Annotated in this window: 16 protein-coding genes and 1 pseudogene; 6 read left to right on the top strand and 11 right to left on the bottom strand. The window is 72.3% G+C overall.

Features of this window, described 5'->3' with window-relative positions:
* Positions 1-113 precede the first annotated feature (113 nt).
* Positions 114-2,201 (bottom strand): PQQ-dependent sugar dehydrogenase, encoded by a 2,088-nt coding sequence (locus ACLQ29_RS25035; protein ID WP_425773909.1) that lies wholly within the window; start codon positions 2,199-2,201, stop codon positions 114-116.
* 22 nt (positions 2,202-2,223) lie between these two features.
* Positions 2,224-3,174, bottom strand: coding sequence for a TIM barrel protein (locus ACLQ29_RS25030; protein WP_425773908.1), 951 nt, complete (start codon positions 3,172-3,174; stop codon positions 2,224-2,226).
* A 625-nt stretch (positions 3,175-3,799) separates the two neighbouring features.
* Between ACLQ29_RS25030 and ACLQ29_RS25025 the strand changes: the two genes are divergently transcribed.
* Positions 3,800-5,071 (top strand): Ig-like domain-containing protein, encoded by a 1,272-nt coding sequence (locus ACLQ29_RS25025; RefSeq protein ID WP_425773907.1) that lies wholly within the window; start codon positions 3,800-3,802, stop codon positions 5,069-5,071.
* 61 nt (positions 5,072-5,132) lie between these two features.
* On the opposite strand, the gene ACLQ29_RS25020 is transcribed toward ACLQ29_RS25025, so the two are convergent.
* Positions 5,133-6,149: an SMP-30/gluconolactonase/LRE family protein gene (locus tag ACLQ29_RS25020; protein WP_425773906.1), complete on the bottom strand. Its 1,017-nt coding sequence runs from the start codon at positions 6,147-6,149 to the stop codon at positions 5,133-5,135.
* A 337-nt stretch (positions 6,150-6,486) separates the two neighbouring features.
* On the opposite strand from ACLQ29_RS25020, the gene ACLQ29_RS25015 reads away from it, so the two are divergent.
* Entirely contained in the window at positions 6,487-6,873 is a 387-nt protein-coding gene (locus ACLQ29_RS25015; protein ID WP_425773905.1) for an STAS domain-containing protein, read from the top strand.
* A 314-nt stretch (positions 6,874-7,187) separates the two neighbouring features.
* On the opposite strand, the gene ACLQ29_RS25010 is transcribed toward ACLQ29_RS25015, so the two are convergent.
* Positions 7,188-7,580, bottom strand: coding sequence for an FKBP-type peptidyl-prolyl cis-trans isomerase (locus tag ACLQ29_RS25010; RefSeq protein WP_425773904.1), 393 nt, complete (start codon positions 7,578-7,580; stop codon positions 7,188-7,190).
* A gap of 316 nt (positions 7,581-7,896) precedes the next feature.
* Here ACLQ29_RS25010 and ACLQ29_RS25005 point away from each other — a divergent pair, with 316 nt between their 5' ends.
* Positions 7,897-8,823: a TerC family protein gene (locus tag ACLQ29_RS25005; protein ID WP_425774015.1), complete on the top strand. Its 927-nt coding sequence runs from the start codon at positions 7,897-7,899 to the stop codon at positions 8,821-8,823.
* Positions 8,824-8,882: 59 nt separating this feature from the next.
* On the opposite strand, the pseudogene ACLQ29_RS25000 reads toward ACLQ29_RS25005, so the two are convergent.
* The 5 genes and pseudogenes from ACLQ29_RS25000 to ACLQ29_RS24980 form a co-directional block, all read right to left on the bottom strand.
* Positions 8,883-9,609 (bottom strand): annotated as a pseudogene (locus ACLQ29_RS25000) (helical backbone metal receptor).
* A gap of 155 nt (positions 9,610-9,764) precedes the next feature.
* The gene (locus ACLQ29_RS24995; protein ID WP_425773903.1) at positions 9,765-10,325 is read right to left on the bottom strand and encodes a hypothetical protein; all 561 of its coding nucleotides are present in this window, start codon (positions 10,323-10,325) and stop codon (positions 9,765-9,767) included.
* Complete coding sequence (locus ACLQ29_RS24990) at positions 10,322-10,843, bottom strand: DUF6286 domain-containing protein (RefSeq protein WP_425773902.1); 522 nt, start codon at positions 10,841-10,843, stop codon at positions 10,322-10,324. The genes ACLQ29_RS24995 and ACLQ29_RS24990 overlap by 4 nt, the downstream gene beginning before the upstream one ends.
* Position 10,844: 1 nt before the next feature.
* Positions 10,845-11,162, bottom strand: coding sequence for an Asp23/Gls24 family envelope stress response protein (locus ACLQ29_RS24985; protein ID WP_425773901.1), 318 nt, complete (start codon positions 11,160-11,162; stop codon positions 10,845-10,847).
* Positions 11,159-11,350, bottom strand: coding sequence for a hypothetical protein (locus ACLQ29_RS24980; RefSeq protein ID WP_357811124.1), 192 nt, complete (start codon positions 11,348-11,350; stop codon positions 11,159-11,161). The genes ACLQ29_RS24985 and ACLQ29_RS24980 overlap by 4 nt, the downstream gene beginning before the upstream one ends.
* Positions 11,351-11,512: 162 nt before the next feature.
* Here ACLQ29_RS24980 and ACLQ29_RS24975 point away from each other — a divergent pair, with 162 nt between their 5' ends.
* Complete coding sequence (locus ACLQ29_RS24975; RefSeq protein ID WP_425773900.1) at positions 11,513-12,394, top strand: hypothetical protein; 882 nt, start codon at positions 11,513-11,515, stop codon at positions 12,392-12,394.
* A 283-nt stretch (positions 12,395-12,677) separates the two neighbouring features.
* On the top strand, positions 12,678-13,937 hold the full coding sequence (locus tag ACLQ29_RS24970; protein ID WP_425773899.1) for a hypothetical protein: 1,260 nt from the start codon (positions 12,678-12,680) through the stop codon (positions 13,935-13,937).
* Positions 13,938-14,064: 127 nt separating this feature from the next.
* Here the strand turns inward: ACLQ29_RS24970 and ACLQ29_RS24965 are convergent, their stop codons facing one another.
* Positions 14,065-14,412, bottom strand: a complete 348-nt coding sequence (locus tag ACLQ29_RS24965; protein ID WP_357076739.1) for a histone-like nucleoid-structuring protein Lsr2 — start codon at positions 14,410-14,412, stop codon at positions 14,065-14,067.
* A 141-nt stretch (positions 14,413-14,553) separates the two neighbouring features.
* On the bottom strand, positions 14,554-15,162 hold the full coding sequence (locus tag ACLQ29_RS24960; RefSeq protein ID WP_425773898.1) for a response regulator: 609 nt from the start codon (positions 15,160-15,162) through the stop codon (positions 14,554-14,556).
* A 196-nt stretch (positions 15,163-15,358) separates the two neighbouring features.
* Here ACLQ29_RS24960 and lon point away from each other — a divergent pair, with 196 nt between their 5' ends.
* Complete coding sequence (gene lon, locus ACLQ29_RS24955) at positions 15,359-17,689, top strand: endopeptidase La (RefSeq protein ID WP_425773897.1); 2,331 nt, start codon at positions 15,359-15,361, stop codon at positions 17,687-17,689.
* Positions 17,690-17,709 lie beyond the last annotated feature (20 nt).

Here is a 17,709-nt window from a genome sequence, read left to right as displayed (position 1 = left end):
GCGCGGGGGGCGGGGCGGGGGGGGGGGGGGCCCGCGGGGGCGCGGCGGGGGGCCCCCGGCGGGGGGGCCCCGCGGGGCCCCGCGCGCCCCCCGCCGCTGTCATCGTGGGCTGGTCAGCCGGCCAGGCCGGCCACCGGGGTCGGGTCCAGCACGACCGTGGCCGAGCCCGACTGCGCGGGGTTGCCCGCGTCGGTGTATTCCGCGACGAACACGGCGGTCAGGTTGTCCGCACCGCTGTGCCCACCGTCGAGGAACGTGGGAATGGTCCCGGAGCAACCCGTCGAGGTGGAGAGCGGGTGCCCGTGCTCGTCGTGCCCGAGCACGTAGGTGACCTTCACCTTGGAGCAGTCCACCGGCAGGTCGTCGGTGACCTTCACCTCGTACGCGACCGTCTGCCCGAACTGGAAGGGCTGCCCGGCCTCCGGAGTGACGAACTCGACGACCGGCGCGGTCGGCCCGACCACAAGCGGCAGGGATGCCGAGGCGGACCGTCCGGTGCGGTCGGTCACCTTCAGCGTCGGCGTGTACGAGCCGTTCTTCGGGAACGTCCAGCTCGCGTTCGGAGCGGTGCTGTCCACCGAACCGTCCGCGTTGAAGTCCCACGCGTAGCTGAGCTTGTCACCATCCGGGTCGGTGGTGCCGGCGCTGGAGAACGCGACGGTCAACGGGGCCTGCCCGACGGTCGGCGTACCACTGATCTTCGGGATCGGCGTCCGATTGCCGCGGACGAAGTCGATCCGGGACAGCTGGGCGTCCGGGTTCTCGGCGAAGTAGCCGTCACCGTACTCCAGCACGTAGAGCGCGCCGTCCGGGCCGAACTCCATGTCCATCGGGTTGTCCACCACGAGCGACGACGCCACCGGACGGATGTCCGTCACGTCGCCGTCGGAGTCGAGGCGGAACTCCTTGATGTAGTCGCGGGACCACTCGTAGAACAGCGGCACGCCGTCGTAGTAGGCCGGCCAGCGGGTACGCGACGTGCTGGTCCCGTCGTAGTCGTACGCCGGGCCGCCCATCGGCGAGATGCCGCCGGTGCCCAGTTGCGGGAACTCGGCCGACGGGGCGGCCGCGTACCAGACCTGCGGCTGCTCGACCGCCGGCAGCACGCGCTTGCCGGTGTTGTGCGGTGAGTCGTTGACCGGGCGCTTGCAGTTGAACTTGGGCCCGGACTCACCGGTGGCGAAGTCGTAGTCGCGGTAGGCGATCGTCGGCGTCACGCAGTACGGCCAGCCGTAGTTCGCCGGCTTGTCGATGACCATCCACCGGCCGTGCCCGGCCGGCCCGCGCTCCGGGTTCGGGGTGGAGGCGTCCGGGGAGTAGTCGCCCACGTACACGTTGTCGGTACGCCTGTCGACGGAGAACCGGAACGCGTTGCGCAGTCCCATCGCGTAGATCTCCGGGCGGGTCTTCTCCGTGCCCGGCTTGAACAGGTTGCCGGCCGGCACCGTGTAACCGCCGCCGTTCTTCACCTTGATGCGCAGCAGCTTGCCGCGCAGGTCGTTGGTGTTGGCCGCGCTGCGCTGGGCGTCGAACGCCGGGTGGCGGTCGGCCCGCTCGTCGATCGGGATGTAGCCGTCGGAGGCGAACGGGTTGGTGTCGTCACCTGTCGACAGGTACAGGTTGCCCAAGCTGTCGAAGTCGATCTGGCCGCCGACGTGGCAGCAGATGCCCCGGTCGGTCGGCACGTCGATGATCTGCTGCTCGCTGGCGAGGTTGAGCTTCATCCCGTCCAGCTTGAACCGGGACAGCCGCAGCGCGCCCTTGTACGGCTGCCAGTCCGCCTCGGTGCCGGTCTCCGGCGCGTCCCCCTCGTTGACGCCGGGAGTCGCCGGGTCGTCCACGGGCGTGTTCATCGGCGGCGAGTAGTAGAGGTAGACCCACTTGTTCTGGGCGAAGTTCGGGTCGATGGCGACCCCCTGCAACCCCTCCTCGTCGTGCTCGTACACCGGAATGTCGGCGGCGAGGGTGTTCAGCCCGGTACGCGGGTCGTGGATGCGGACCTCGCCGGTGCGGGAGGTGTGCAGCACCCGAAGGTCGGGCAGGACGGCGAGGCTCATCGGCTCGCCCGGGAAGTCGTTGAGAGTCACTTTCTGGAAGCTGGTGTCCGGCGGCGCGGCCGGCGCCGCGGCCGCTGCCGACGCTGGTACGACCAGACCGGCCGTCACCAGCAGCAGGGCGGACGCGAATGCGGTCCTGTTCATCAAGATTGTCCCCCGAGGTGTTTCAGTACCGGAGTGAAGCGAGATAGTCGAAGCCGACCCGAGCGGTGTCCAGGGCGTCGGCGGGGGAGCGTGGCGTGGTGCCCGCGTCGTCGCGCTCCACGATGTACTCCTCGATGCCGGCCTCCCGCTCGTGGGCGAAGATGCGGCCGAAGTCGATGAGGCCGTCGCCGAGGTCGGCGAACCCGCCCTCGACGTCGAGGTCCTTGACGTGCACCTGGCGGATCCGGCCGCGGTTGGCCCGGATCACGTCGACCGGGTCGTGCACGCCCCGCCAGGTCCAGTAGAGGTCGAGCTCGAAGTGGACCAGCCGCGGGTCGGTCTGCCCGGTGAGGATCTCGAAGCCGGTCGAACCGTCGGTCAACGGCGTGAACTCCAGCTGGTGGTTGTGGTAGCCGAAGTCGAGCCCGGCGCGTTCGGCCAGCCGGCCGGCCTTGTTCAGGTCGCGGGCCAGGGCACGGTAGACGTTGGGGTCCCGGATCGCCTGACCGTTGGCGTCCCGACCGAAGTAGGGGTGGACGATCTTCTTGCAGCCCACGACGTTGGCGTCGGCGAGGGCCTGCTCCCAGGTGGCGGCGTCGAAGGGCTGTGGGATGCCGGTGTGCCCGGAGGTGGACCGCAGCCCGGCCTCGTCGAGCGCGGCCCGGAACTGCGCGGCGGTGCGTCCGACGAATCCGGCGTGTTCCACCCGCCGGTAGCCGATCCGGCGCAGCGCGTCCAGGGTGCCGGGTAGGTCGGCGGTGAGCTGGTCACGCAGGGTGTAGAGCTGAATGCTGATCCGGTCGACCGGCACCCGACGCCGGCCCTGGGACGGCCCGGCGGGTGCGGCGGTGGCCGGGCTGGCGAGCAGGCCGGCGGTGCCGACGGCGGCGGCGGAGACGGTCGCGGCGCGCAGCACTCCGCGCCGGCTGATCGCTCCGGACGCCGGTGTCGATTGGTTGAGCTGTTGATCCATGGTGGTGGTCCCTTCCTGACGGCAGGTACGCCGTCGGCGGAGGTCGACCTGGCCACCGTCACCCGGGCACGCCGAACCAGCCGGAGGCGGGCTCCGGCTGGACGGTGAGGACGGCGCGCCGGTGCGGCTCAGCCCCCTGTGGGGGCGGAACACGGCGACCCGGCAGGGTGGCGGCAAGCTGATCGACTAATGGGCAACCCTCTATCTGGAAGGTGACCTTACCCTTGCCCCCGGACGAAGGCAAAGCTTCGTCGCGTTCGGCAGAAGTTTCGCTTCAGGCGACAAAAGTCCGTCCCCGAAGTGCGCGGACCCGATCTCACCGGACCCGACCCGCCCGCGAACCGAGCGTGATCCACTCGCGCTCATGGAGGTCGCGGCATCCTGGACGTCCCGATGCCCCGGCCTCGACGAAGCCGAGTCGATCACGAACGGGACGCCCGCACCCGCCCGGCTCAAGCGGACCAGAGGGCCCGACATCGGTCGGTTGAGCGCCTGTTCTGCCAAGTGGAACATCGTCGGAAAATGCGTCGGTAAATGCGCCGCCAATTATTTCGGAATGCGGCTGATGCCCCTGCTGGGCAGGTCAGAATGTGGCGGAGGGAAGTCGAATACGGGGGGACTGAACATGACGTCTAGGCGGCGATTGACGCTGTTGGCGGTAACCATCGCAGCCGCACCGCTCATCCTGGGTGGGTGCACCGCCGACCGGGACCACTCGGCGAATGGTTCGGCCAAGGACCACGTCGCCGGCCCGGACCTCGCCGTGACACCGGCGGACCGGGCCCGGGACGTCCCGGTCAGCGCCGAGGTGGGCACCGTGGTCAAGGGTGGGCGGGTCACCGGCGTACGCCTCACCGACGACAAGGGCAAGCAGGTCGGGGCCGAGCCGCGCGAAGACGGCTCGGGTTGGGTGCCGACGGCGCCGCTGCAACCGCGGCGGACGTACACCGCCGAGGTGACCGCGACCGGGGACTCCGGTCTCACCACCACCCGCACCACCTCGTTCACCACCATGGCCAAATCGACCAAACCGCAGATCACCAGCACCCTCTATTTCGTGGGCAATCGGACGTACGGCACGGCGATGCCGGTAACCGTCGCGTTCGACCCGGCAATTCCGAAAGAGGCCAGAGCAGATGTTCAGCGGCGGTTGTTCGTGAAGACGAACCCTCCGCAGCCGGGCACCTGGTCGTGGATCGAGGACGGCAGTCAGGTCTATTACCGGGCGCCCGATTTCTGGAAACCGGGGACCACGATCAGCGTCCGGGCCGGCCTGGAGGGCCTGCCGATCGGCAAGGACCGGGTCGGCGACGCCGAGCGGACCGCCACCTCCAAGATCGGCCGCCAGCTCGCGCTGGAGATCGACAACGCCACCAAGCAGATGACGGTGCTGCGTGACGGCAAGCAGGTCCGCCGCATCCCGGTCAGCCTGGGCAAGCCGAGCACGCCGAGCTCCAGCGGCAAGATGGTGATCATGGAGAAGCACGCGCGGACCACCTTCGACACCCGGGGTGAGCCCAACGGTGGGTACGTTGTCGACGTCGACGACGCCCAGCGCTACACGTGGGGTGGCGAGTTCATCCACTCCGCGCCGTGGTCGGAGGGCGACCAGGGCAACACGAACGTCTCGCACGGCTGCGCCAACGTCTCCGCCACCGCCGCCAACTGGTTGATGGGGGTGACGCAGGTCGGTGACCTGATCACCGTCAAGGGCACCGAGGTGGAGTTGCAGCCGGGCAACGGCTGGACCGCGTGGAACGTGAGCTGGGACGAGTTCGCCCGGGGCAGCGCCCTGCCGGTATCGCCCGGTCTCAAGCCCGCACCTGTCGCCCCGGCGCACCCGGGCGCGGTGGCCGGCGGCTCGCCCGCCCCGGCGCCCTCGGTCAGCGGCCGCTGAGACACCGGCGCGCACACCCTGGGCCGGCCCGCCACCACGGCGGGCCGGCCCACCGGGCGGATCAATCCAGCGGTACGCGGGCCACCCCCGGCCCGACCAGGCTGCCCAGCCAGAGGTGGTCGCCGTGCTGGCGTACCCCGGTGATCATGCGGTACCGCCCGGCCGGGCCGTGCAGCGTCCGGTGGACCGTGCCCGCGTCGTCGACGAGCGCGACCAGCCCGTAGCGGCGCGGCTGCGGCTGCAACGCGTCGGGCAGCAACGCGGCGATCTGTCGCAGTCGCGGGTGCGGCAGCAGCCGCTCGGCGATCGGCACCCGTGGGCTGGGCAACGCGATCCAGTACGTCCCGTCGCCGACGGCGGAGAGATTGTCCGGGTACGCGGGCAGGTCGGCGAGCACCCGGACGCCGCCGCCCAGGTCGACGCGGAGCAGGCGGTGGGTGCTGGTCTCCACGAGCATCAGCGCCGACTCGTCCGGGGTCAGCGCGATCCCGTTGGGGAAGTACAGCCCGTCGGCCACCACCTCGGTGCGGCCGGTGCCTGGATGGTGGGCCAGCACCCGCCCGTTGGGGCGATGCTCCAACAGGTCCCGCTTCCAGTGCGAGACCGGGAACCGGTCGGAGGAGTCGGTGAAGTAGACGGTGCCGTCGCGCGCCACCGTCGCGTTGTTGGCCAGGTGCACCAGGGGCGCCGTTCCGGTCAGTTCGCGTACCGCGCCGTCGGGCGTCACCCGCAACAACCCGCGGTACGCGTCGCACACGACGAGAGCCTCGCCGGACGCGTCCACCTCGATGCCGAGCGGCCGGCCACCGGTCTCGGCCAGCAGCCGGGGGCGGGTGCCGACCGGCGCGTCGACCGGCCAGCACCAGAGCCGGCCGTCCTCGTCGCCACTGATCACCCGGCCGGCGTCGTCGACAAGCACGTCCTCCGGGCCGACGGCGCCGTCGGGCAGGGGCAGCACCTCGGCGCGGTCGAGCCTTCGATCCGTCGGTGCCCACGCCCCGGCCAACGGCGGGGGAACGGTGGCCGGCTCGCGGACGGGACGGATCAACCGGGGCGGCCGGGGCCGAGGGATCACCATCGGCCTATTCTCCACCGCCGACGCCGACAGCCATCCAAGATCAACACGACATCCGTGATGTCGGGGCATCCCGCTGCTCCGGATGCCCCGGTTTCACTGACCCGCAGTCGATCACGGCCCGGCCCGCCGGTTGGCGCGCGGGCGAGGCGCGGCAGGGCGCGGCAAGGCGGGGCGCGGCGCGGCGGGGCGACGCGCGGCGCGGCGAGGCCGCGGAGCAGGGGCCACGGGCCTGCACCCCGAGGGGGATGACGGGTACCTCGGGGTAAGACCCTGGGCGTACCCGGAATCACTCCGCCGGAGGCCGAAACTGTCGGTGGGGGCGACGAGATTTCTCGGCATGGGTGAGCGGAGCGACCGGCTGGACGTGCAGGTCAGCGTGAGTGACCAGATGGTCCTCGTGCGGGTGGCCGGCGAGGTCGACATCGCCACGGTGGCCGCGTTCCGGTCCGCGCTGTGGTCCGTGCCGGCCCGTCCGGTGCTTCAAGTTGACCTGTCCGGGCTGCGGCTGCTCTCCGCCGCCGGCGTCCGCACCCTGCTCGCCGCACACCTGCGTGTTCGGGCGTGCGGTGGCGCACTGGTCCTGATCGACCCGAGCCCGGTCGTGGCCCGTGTGCTGCGCGCCACCGGCCTGCACCGGGTGATGCCGATCCTGGAGCCGGCCCGGATCGTCGAGGCCGCCCGTCGCCCGGCAGTCGGGCCGGCGGACCTGCAACTGGCCGCCTGACCGCGGCCCGAGCGATCCGAGCGATCCGAGCGATCCGAGCGATCCGAGCGATCCGAGCGATCCGAGCGATCCGAGTCCGCCGCAACGCCGCCAGCGCTCATCGGTGACCCCGTTGGATCCGTGTCGGGTGTGGGCCGCCGGCACGCGTCGGTGACCCTCGCGTGCTTCGGGTTCGCCGCGAGGCCGTCGGCGCCGCACAACCGCTGCGTGCTCCGGGTCTGGCGCGAGGCCGTCGGCGCGCGCCGCACAACCCCCGCGTGCTCCGGGTCCGCCGCGGGGTCGTCGGCGCGTGCCGACGACCCCCCGTGCATCGGTCAGCGCACGCCGAGCAGGTCGACGACGAAGATGAGCGTCTCGCCCGGCTTGATGACGCCGGCCGCACCGCGGTCGCCGTACCCCAGGTGGGGCGGGATGGTGAGACGGCGGCGGCCGCCGACGCGCATGCCGACGACGCCCTGGTCCCAGCCGGCGATGACCTGACCGCCGCCGAGCGGGAACTCGAACGCCTCGCCCCGGTTCCAGGACGAGTCGAACTCGTCGCCGGTGGAGTGCGACACGCCGACGTAGTGCACGCTGGCGAGCTGGCCCGGTGCGGCCTGCGGTCCCTCACCCACGGTGATGTCCTCGATCACGAGGTCGGCCGGCGGCGCACCCTCGATCGGACCCACCTCGGGCTTGCCGGATCGGGCGCCTGCTGCCTGGTTCATGCGGGGATCTCCTGCCGTGTCGGTTGATGTGTCCGGTCACCGTCGATCCTGCCGGATCACCCGCCACCGATGTGCGGCAGACCCGCCCACCCCGACCCCACACCCACCCCAACCATGCGTCGATCTTGCATTTTCTGCCCTGGCACAAGCCCCTTTCCCCGACACAAGGACGACAGAAAGTGCAAGATCGGCGGACGGATCCGACTTCCCCGGTCTGGACCGAGGCCGCTCGCCTAGGCTCGACACAGCCGGCGGATGCGGTGTCGGGCGGTGGCCGTGGTCGATGCGGAGGGCGTCGGTGGCTGAGGCGACGGTCATGGTGCCGCTGTGGGCCTGGGCGGCAACCAGCGCGCTGATCGCCGTGCTGCTCGCCGTGGACGTGCTCCTGCACCGGGACAACCACGTCATCGAACTACCCGAGGCGGTGCTGTGGAGCGCCATCTGGATCGGCGCGGGTCTGCTGTTCGGGGTGGTCCTCTGGTGGGGCCTCGGCGGCGACCCGGCCATCGCGTACTTCTCCGGCTACCTGTTGGAAAAGGCGCTCTCGGTGGACAACGTGTTCGTTTTCGCCCTGCTCTTCGGCTACTTCCGAGTGCCGTCGGGCTACCAGCACAAGGTGCTGTTCTGGGGTGTCGTCGGAGCGCTCGTCTTCCGTCTGCTGTTCATCCTCGCCGGCGCCGAGCTGCTGGACCGGCTCGCCTGGGCCGGGTTCGTGTTGGGTGCCTTCCTGATCTGGACGGGTTGGCGGCTGGCCGTACGCGGAAAGCCGGACGTCGACCCGGAACGCAACGTCGTGGTGCGGCTGTTTCGAAGGCTGGTGCCCACCGACGCCCGCTACCACGGCGACCGGTTCACGGCCCGGGTCGCCGGTCGGCGGGTGGCGACGTTGCTGTTGGTGGCGCTCGTCGCCATCGAGGCCACCGACGTGGTCTTCGCCATCGACTCGGTGGCGGCGATCCTCGCCATCACCACGACCACCTTCCTGGTCTGGACGGCGACCGCCTTCGCCGTACTGGGACTGCGCAGCCTCTACTTCTGCCTCGCCGGCCTGCTGCGCCAGTTCGGCTACCTGCGCTACGGTCTGGCGCTGCTGCTCGGCTTCGCGGGGCTCAAGCTCATCCTCGCCGAGACGCCGGTGGGCAAGCTGCCGGTCTGGTCGACCCTCGCGGTGGTGGTGCTGACCCTGGCGGTCTCCATCGGGGCCAGCGTCGTGGCCGCGCGTCGCCCCGGCGTCGACGGCTGAGCCGCTGAGCCGCTGAGCCGCTGGGCCCGCTGGGCGGCTGAGCTGCCGGGCCGTCCGCGTCAGTCGACTACCACCGGCCGGGACAGCTGCTCGGCCAGGAGCATGGGCGCCTCGGCCAGGGAGGGGTCCGTACCAGGTGAGGTGCCGACCGGAGAGCAGAGCGCACGGTACGCCGGGGAACGCCTCCGGCCCGTCCTCGGCGGTGAACCGGTACGGCTCGTCCGGTAGCACCACCAGGTCGGGCGCCTGCTCGCGCAGCTCCGCGAGGGGCGGGCGGGGATAGCGCTCGGGGTGTTCGTCGTAGGCGTTGATCACGCCCAGTCGGCGCAGCACGTCGCCGGCGAACGTGTCGCTGCCCAGCACCACCCATGGTCGACGCCAGACCGGCACCACCGCGCGGCGGGGCGGCACCAGCCGGGGCGGCGCGGCCCACGAGCGCCGAGCGGCCCGCAGCCAGTCCGGCTCGGCCGGTGCGCCCAACTCGGCCAACAGCTCGCCCAGCTCGGTCAGGGCGCCCGCGACGGTACGCGGGTAGGTGACCCGCACCGGCACACCGGCCGCCCGCAGCGCCTCGGCGTCGGCCCGGCTGTTCTCCTCGACGTTGAGCAGCACCAGATCCGGCCGCAGCGCGCGGACCCGGTCCAGGTCCGGGTACTTGCTGCCGCCGACGCGGGCGACGTCGAGCCCGGCCGGGTGGCTGCACCAGTCGGTGGCTCCGACCAGCAGCCCCGGCAGGGTCAGCGCCACCGCCTCGGTCAGCGACGGCACCAGCGACACCACCCGCACCCGCGCACCTCCGTCCGACACCCGTCCCCGGCCCGATCATGCCCGCCGGCCCGGCCCGGCGCGGGTCAGGGTCGGCCTGGTTCGGTGTCGGCCTGGTTCGGTGTCGGCCTGGTTCGGTGTCGGCCTGGTTCGGTGTCGGCCTGGTTCGGTGTCGGTCAGGGTCGGACCGGCTCGATGTGGGCGGTCACGTCGAGGTGCGCCGGCTGGCAGTCGGTCGTCGCCGCGAACCGGCGGACGGCGGCGCGTACGTGCTCGCGGACGCCCGCGGTCGCCGCGTCGGCGGTCAGGTCCACCCGGATCCACACGTCGGGGCGCGGGGGCTCGCCGGTGAGCACGACGCGGGCCCGGCGTACCCCGGGGTTGCCGGTCAGGTCCCGGACCAGCGCGTCGGTGAGGACATCGGTGGCCAGCCGGGTCCGGCCCGGTCGCCGCCCGGGGTGGCTCAGGGTGCCGCGCAGCGTACCGGCGGGTCGCCGCACCTCCCGGGCCAGCAGGCGCTGCCCGGCCAGGGCGAGCAGGACCCCGCCGACCGCCGCGGCCAGGGTGCTCCACGGCGCGGCCATCCGCCACCGCTCCAGCAGCCCGGCGCTGAGCACCACCGCCCGTGCGTCGGCGCCGGGCAGGGCGCCGTGGCCGGCCGCCAGCGCCGCGCCGCCGACCGCCACGAGCAGCAGCGCGATGATGGTCCACAACAGGCGGTGCGCGGCGTTCGTCATGCCGGCCGCCGGCGAGGTTGGAGCCGGACGTCGATGGGGCCGGAGCGTGGCGCGGTGAGCCGGTGCAACTCCTGGTGCACCGCGTACTCGATCTCCGGCCGGGCCGCCGGGTCGCCGGTCGCGCGCACCCGGGGGCGCCACTGGCCGCCGCGCCGTCGGACCCGGACCCGGGCGCGGCGTACGCCGGGCACCGCGCTGGCGGCGTCGGCCAGTCGCCGCTCCACACTGCGCCGGTGCAGGTGCCAGCCGTCGTGTTCGTCGGTGCGCAACCGCACCGGCGTCCAGGGGCGCAGTTGGGCGACCAGGATGACCAGGCCGAGCAGGACGGCGCCGCCGGCCACCGCCTGGACGCCCGGGTCGCGCCACCGGGCGCCGCTCAGGGCGTCGAGCCAGCCGGTGGGCTCCAGCGGCACCGGCCGGTCCAGGGCGAGGAGCAGTGCCTGGGCGGCCACCAGCGCCCCGCCGACGAGCAGGACGGTGGCCAGCACCAGCGAGGCGACCCGGTTGACGCTGCGCATCTCAGCCGCCCTCGGCGGACACGGTCGCGGGGGCGGAGACGTCGACGCCCGGGACGAGCAGGTCGTCCACGGTGACTGTCACCATCGCTACGTGCAGCCCGGTGCTGGCGGCCACCCGGTCGGCGACCACCGCCCGGACCGTCTCGGCGATGGCGGGCACGCTGTGCCCGTACCAGGTGATCAGGTGCAGGTCGAGTCCGACGGACCGGTCGTCGAGGCGGACCGCCGCCGGGCGGACGACGGACACGCCCGGCACCAGGCCGGCCGCCCGGACCGCGATCCGCGCGACCTCCGCGGCGTCGGCGGGACGGGTGGTCATCGGCGCCGCCGCGGGTCGGTGTGGCGGTCGCCGAGGCCGGTCACCGTGAGGTCGCCGTCGAGCACCCGGACCACGAGCCAGCCGAGCAGGCCCGCGAGTACGGCGAGGGCGGCCACGCCGATGCCGGCGAGTGCCCAGACCGCCACGGCGAGAAACCCGGCGAGGAAGCCGAACTGCTGTCGCGACATGGTCACCTCCGGCCGGCGCGGTACCGGCGGTCGCTGGATACACCCGCCGGCCGCCCCTGGAACGTCAGTCGCCTGTGATCCCGGTCACATGCAAACTCGGGGTCGCATGATCGACCACCTAGACTCGGCCCGGCTCGACCGACCGGCGGATGGATCAGGCAGATGACGAGCATCGGCAGCGACGATCGCGGCTGGCTGCGGGCGCTGCCCGCCGACGGCGGGCGCGAGACACCGCTCAGTCGCGCCGGCCACCGGGTCCATCCGGCGCGCCGGCTCAGCGATCTGGTCCAGGGTCGCCCGCCCGGGGTCACCGGCAGTCAGTGGAGTTCGGCCAGCCGTGCCAGCTTCGACGTCGTGGTCTGCGCCGCCGACACCGGCCGGGCGATCGTCGCCGTCCAGATCGGCCCGGTGGCCCCCGCCGGCTCGGCGCAGCAGCGTGCCGAGCGACTCACCGACGCCGTCAGCGCCGCCGCCGGCCTGCCCGTGCTGCGGATCGGGTCGCCGACCTTGCGGGCTGCCGAGCACGGCCGACGCCTCGTGGAGTACGTGATCGACGCGCGCGCCTACGCGGCGGGCGCCGCCGGGGTGACCGCCGACGGGGACGACCCGGCCCCGATGGGCTTCCGGGACATCCTCGGTCGACTGCCCGACGGCCGCACCGGGCGGGTCAACGACCTGGGCGCGCTGACCCGCGCGGCGGCGGTCGAGGCGTACGTGGCGGGACGGGTGGCCGACCCGATCGTGCGCGGCCTGCACGTGCGCTGGGCCGACGGGACGGCGCAGGGGTGGAGTTGGGTGCAGGTCCGCCCCGACGCGTGCCTGGTCGAGCGGGTCGCGGTGACCGAGCAGCGCTTCTCCTGCGGCATCGACGCGGCCCAACTGGCCGAGGATCTCGCCACCGTCGCGGTCGGGGAGCGGCTGCGGGCGAACGCCGAAACGGACCTGTTGCCGCGCGCCGAGTTGACCGCGCAGATCGTCGCGCTGAGTCGACGCCGCGCCGAACTGGTCGGCGGATTCGCCTTCGACCACCTCTGCGTCGACTGACCGGCGCCCGTTCTCCCTGCTGACACCGGCTCCGGATCCGGTCCCGGCAATTTCCTGCGCGACGGTTGAACCTTCCCGGTCGCCGTCCCGTACTCCTGCGCGAATGAACAGGATCTCCCCATCCGCGCCCCCGGGCGCGGGAGACGGTGCGGAAAGGGCATCGTCGGCCATCGACGCATTACCCGGGTAGGTCACGGTGCTCACCGCCGTGGCGTGCCCTCTCACATCCGTCGGTCCGCCGAGGGCAGGAATCCACTACCGGATCGAGAAGGAGAGCAATTCGATGCGCAGGTCCACACGGGCGCGCCGGTCATCCGGCAACGCGCGGAGCAAGCGTCTGCTGGCCGTTGTCGGCACGCTCGTGGTCTTCGGCGGAGTCGTCGCCGTGACCCAGATTTCGTCGGCCCAGGACCGGCGGACAAATAAGCCGCGTCCGGTCGCGGGGCAGTGCGTGGAGCCGAGCCCGGGCTCGACCGCGCCGGCTGGCGGCGCCTCGACCAGCCGGACCTGGCAAAACGGTCGTTGGGTGCGTAATCACTGGGGTGACGGGCAGCAGTCGGTCCCCGAGTGCGAGGACGGCAAGGACGGCACTGTGGGCACCGGCACGGCCATCGCCTGTCCGGACGTGACGGCGAAGTTGCCGCAGGTGCCGGCCCAGGCGCGGGCCGAGGTGGACCGGAGTCTCGCCCAGTTGCAGGCCCAGATCGCCGAGGCGGACCGCCGGTTGGCCGCCGAGGGCAACAAGGGTGAGGCGTTCATCCGCAACGCGATCCTCCAACCGCTGGCCGGCAAGCGGCGCGCGGTGCTGGACCGGATCACGACCGCGATCGACCGGGTCGGACCTCGGCCGCAGGGCCTCGCGCAGCTCGCCGACTGTCAGGTGCAGCCGACCGGCAACAACGGCGGCAGCTCACCCACCACCAGCCCCGGTGGCGGCAACAACGGTGGCGGCAACAACGGCGGTGGCAACAACGGTGGCGGCAACGCCCCCGGCGCCGGGCTCGGCGTGCTGGCCAACGACTGTGACGAGAGCCGGCTCCAGCCGCACGACGGTTTCCAGATTGGCAACCGCTGCGTGAGCACCGAGTTCGGTGAGGTCGGCGCCGCCGCCAACAACCCGTCCCTGCTGATCACCCAGTTCCCCGACCAGGTCGGCCGCAACCAGGCGTTCACCCTGCGGGTCAGCACCCGCAACCTGGTCCGGGACCGCTTCCTGGCCGCCGGTCAGGGCGGCTACTACGTGGAGAGCTCGCTGCTCAACGCCCAGGGCCTGGTGCGGGGTCACTTCCACACCGCGTGCCGGATGTTGGACAGCCTGACCGCCCCGCCGGAGCCGCAGGAGGTGCCCGCCTTCTTCGTCGCGACCGAGGACGGTCGCGGTGGCGCCCAGCCCGACGAGGTGACGATCCAGATTCCGGGCCTGCCGGAGTCGGGGACCGCGCAGTGCTCCGTCTGGGCCGGTGACGGCTCGCACCGCCTGCCGATGATGGAGCGGGCCAACCAGACGCCCGCGTTCGACTCGGTACGCATCGACGTCAACTGACCGACCTCGACCGGCGGTGGCCGGTCACCCGGGCGAGGGCCCTGGTGACCGGCCACCGTCGTTTCTCGTGCCGGACGACCCGACGGGGCCCCGCCGTCACAGCGGGACCCCGTCGGCAACTCGCGCGTCAGCGCGCCTTGTACGCCTCGACGACCTCAACCGGGATCCGGCCCCGCTCGGAAATCTTGTAGCCGTTCTTGACGGCCCATTCCCGGATGGCCCGGTTCTGCTCCCGATCCATTCCGGCGCCGGTGGGTCGCCCCGGCCGCCGGATCGATCGGGCGCTCTCCACCGGACCGCGGCCGATCCGCCGACCCGCATTGATGTAGGGGTCCAGGGCCTTACGCAAGACGCCGGCATTTTCGTCCGAGACGTCGATCGTGTAGGCCACTCCGTCGAGACTGAACTCGACCGTCCGGTCGGCCTTGCCGCCGTCCAGGTCGTCGGTCAGGACCGTGATTACTTTTCTCGCCATTGCCGATTACTCCCTGTGTGCGGCGGGATGTGTCCAAAGTCTGACCTATCACCCCGGTAATGCGCAACAATATGCGTCCCATTCGGCGCGTCGCGATTCCGTTACCGAAAAAAACCGTGAAACGGTGCCGATGGCGGAGCCTCAATGATGGAGCAGGCCGGTGTGCCCGGCCACGGCGGCCGCCTCGGCCCGGTTGGACACCCGCAGCCTGCGCAGCAACGCGGCGGTCATCCGTTTCACCGTCCGTTCCGAGACGTGCAGTTCTTCGGCGATGTCGACGGTCTTGCGGCCGGCGGCGATCGCGCGCAGCAGCCGCCGTTCCTCGCCGTCCAGGTCGACCGAGGTGGCGGGCGTGGGCCGCGTCATGGCACGTAACAACTCGGCGGGGAGCACCGCCCAGCCGCCGAGAATGGTCAGCAGTGGGGGCAGCAGTTCCTCCGGTTCGCTGGTCTTGGGCAGGAACCCCTCGGCCCCGGCCCGCAGCGCTTCCAGTGCCGTGGCGGGGTCGACGCCGCCGGACATCGCGACCACCCGTACCCGTGGGGTGGCCCGCCGGATCGCGGCCACCGCCCGGATCCCACCCGGCGCCGGCAGGTGCAGGTCGACAAGGACCAGGTCGGGCCGGCAGCGGCCGACAAGCATCGCGGCGGCGGCGGCGTCGCCGGTCGAGGCGACCACCTCGGCGCGGCCCGCGCTGGTGATCGGGAGCAGCAATTCGAGGCCGCGGACGAAAAGGGGGTGATCGTCCACGACGACGAGTCGGATGGTGGCGGCTCCCGGCATGTCTGCGCCGTTCCCCGGTGGGTGCCGATCATGCGGGTACGCACCGAACGAGGGGAGTCGGGTGGAACGCTCCCTGGAGTGGTCTGGGTCACAGTCCGGAACAAGGGGAACGCTTTGTTACTTGAGCCAGACACGCTCAACTCAACGCGATAGCAGGTGTTCGATGGCAACTCTTCCGGTACTTCCCCTGACCGACGCCGTGCTGCTGCCCGGCATGGTCATCCCGGTGACCCTCGACCCGACCACCCAGGCCGCGATCGACGCGGCACGGGCGACCGGCGATCGCAAGCTGCTGGCCGTGCCGCGCATCGACGGCGAGTACGGTCCGGTCGGCGTCGTCGCCACCATCGAGAAGGTCGGCCGGCTCCCCGAGGGTGAGCCCGCCGCCGTCATCCGCGGCCTGTCCCGGGCCCGGATCGGCTCCGGCGTGCCCGGCCCCGGCGCCGCCCTCTGGGTCGAGGCGACCGAACTCGACGAACCCGCTCCCGCCGGCCGCGCCCGGGAACTCGCCCGCGAGTACCGCGCCCTGGTGACCTCCGTGCTCCAGCAACGGGGCGCCTGGCAGGTCATCGACGCGGTGGAGCGGATGACCGACCTGTCCGAGCTGGCCGACTCCGCCGGCTACGCGCCCTGGCTGACCCTGGACCAGAAGACCGAGTTGCTCGCCGCGCCGGACGTCACCGCCCGGTTGGAGCTGCTTGTCGGCTGGGTGAAGGACTACCTGGCCGAGCAGGAGGTCACCGAGCAGATCAACAGTGACGTCCGGGAGGGGCTGGAGAAGTCCCAGCGGGAGTTCCTGCTGCGCCAGCAGCTCGCCGCGATCCGCAAGGAACTGGGCGAGGACGAGCCGGACGGCTCGGCCGACTACCGGTCCCGGGTCGAGGCCGCCGAGCTGCCGGAGAAGGTCCGCGAGGCGGCCATGCGCGAGGTCGGCAAGCTGGAGCGGGCCAGTGACGCCTCCCCGGAGGCGGGCTGGATCCGCACCTGGCTCGACACGGTGCTGGAGATGCCGTGGGGCACGCGTACCGAGGACAACACCGATCTGGCCGCGGCCCGGGCGGTGCTCGACGCCGACCACGCCGGCCTGGCCGACGTGAAGGACCGCATCCTGGAGTACCTGGCCGTGCGCAACCGGCGGGCCGAGCGCAACCTCGGCGTGGTCGGCGGTCGCGGCTCCGGCGCGGTCCTCGCCCTCGCCGGCCCTCCCGGAGTGGGCAAGACCAGCCTCGGCGAGTCCGTGGCGCGGGCACTCGGGCGTAACTTCGTCCGGGTCTCGCTCGGCGGCGTCCGCGACGAGGCGGAGATCCGCGGTCACCGGCGTACCTACGTGGGCGCGCTGCCCGGCCGGATCGTCCGCGCGCTGCGCGAGGCCGGCTCGATGAACCCGGTCGTGCTCCTCGACGAGGTGGACAAGGTCTCCGCCGGCTACGCCGGCGACCCGGCCGCCGCCCTGCTGGAGGTGCTCGACCCAGCCCAGAACCACACCTTCCGGGACCACTACCTGGAGGTCGACCTGGACCTGTCCGACGTGCTGTTCCTGGCCACCGCCAACGTGGTGGAGTCCATCCCCGGCCCCCTGCTGGACCGGATGGAGCTGGTCACCCTGGACGGCTACACCGAGGACGAGAAGGTCGCCATCGCCCGCGACCACCTGCTGCCCCGGCAGCGGGATCGGGCCGGGCTGACCGCCGACGAGGTGAGCGTCGCCGACGACGCTCTCGCGCTGATCGCGGGGGAGTACACCCGGGAGGCCGGAGTCCGGCAGCTCGAACGTGGCCTCGCCAAGATCCTGCGCAAGGTGGCGGTGACGCTGGCGACCGACCCGACCCCGGTACGCGTCGACAAGGACAACCTCACCGGCTACCTGGGGCGACCGAAGTTCACCCCGGAATCGGCCGAGCGAACCGCCGTGCCCGGCGTGGCAACCGGCCTCGCCGTCACCGGCGCCGGTGGGGACGTGCTCTTCATCGAGGCGACAGGCATGGAGGGCGAGCCGGGGCTGACCCTGACCGGCCAGCTCGGTGACGTGATGAAGGAGTCGGCGCAGATCGCGCTCTCCTACCTGCGCTCCAACGGGCGGCGGTTCGGCATCGACCCGAACGCTCTCGCGGGACGCCGGATCCACGTCCACTTCCCGGCGGGCGCGGTGCCCAAGGACGGTCCGAGCGCCGGCATCACCATGGTCACGGCCCTGGCGTCGCTGGTCACCGGCCGCCCGGTCCGCCCCGAGTTCGGGATGACCGGCGAGGTGACGCTCTCCGGTCGGGTGCTGCCGATCGGTGGGGTGAAGCAGAAGCTGCTCGCCGCACACCGGGCCGGCCTCACCGAGGTGATCATCCCGGCGCGCAACGAGCCCGACCTGGACGACCTGCCGACCGAGGTGCGCGAGGCGCTGACCGTGCACACCCTGGCCGACGTGGCCGACGTGCTCGCCCTGGCGCTGCGCCCGGCCGACGTCGAGGCGCTGGACGGTCCGGCCCTCTTCACGGTCTGACGCTGCGCGCAAAAGGACCC

It is taken from the genome of Micromonospora sp. DT228 (genome assembly GCF_049841595.1).
Lineage (GTDB): Bacteria > Actinomycetota > Actinomycetes > Mycobacteriales > Micromonosporaceae > Micromonospora.
Note: the sequence above shows the minus strand (reverse complement) of the source record. Positions and strands in the feature narration are given on the sequence as shown.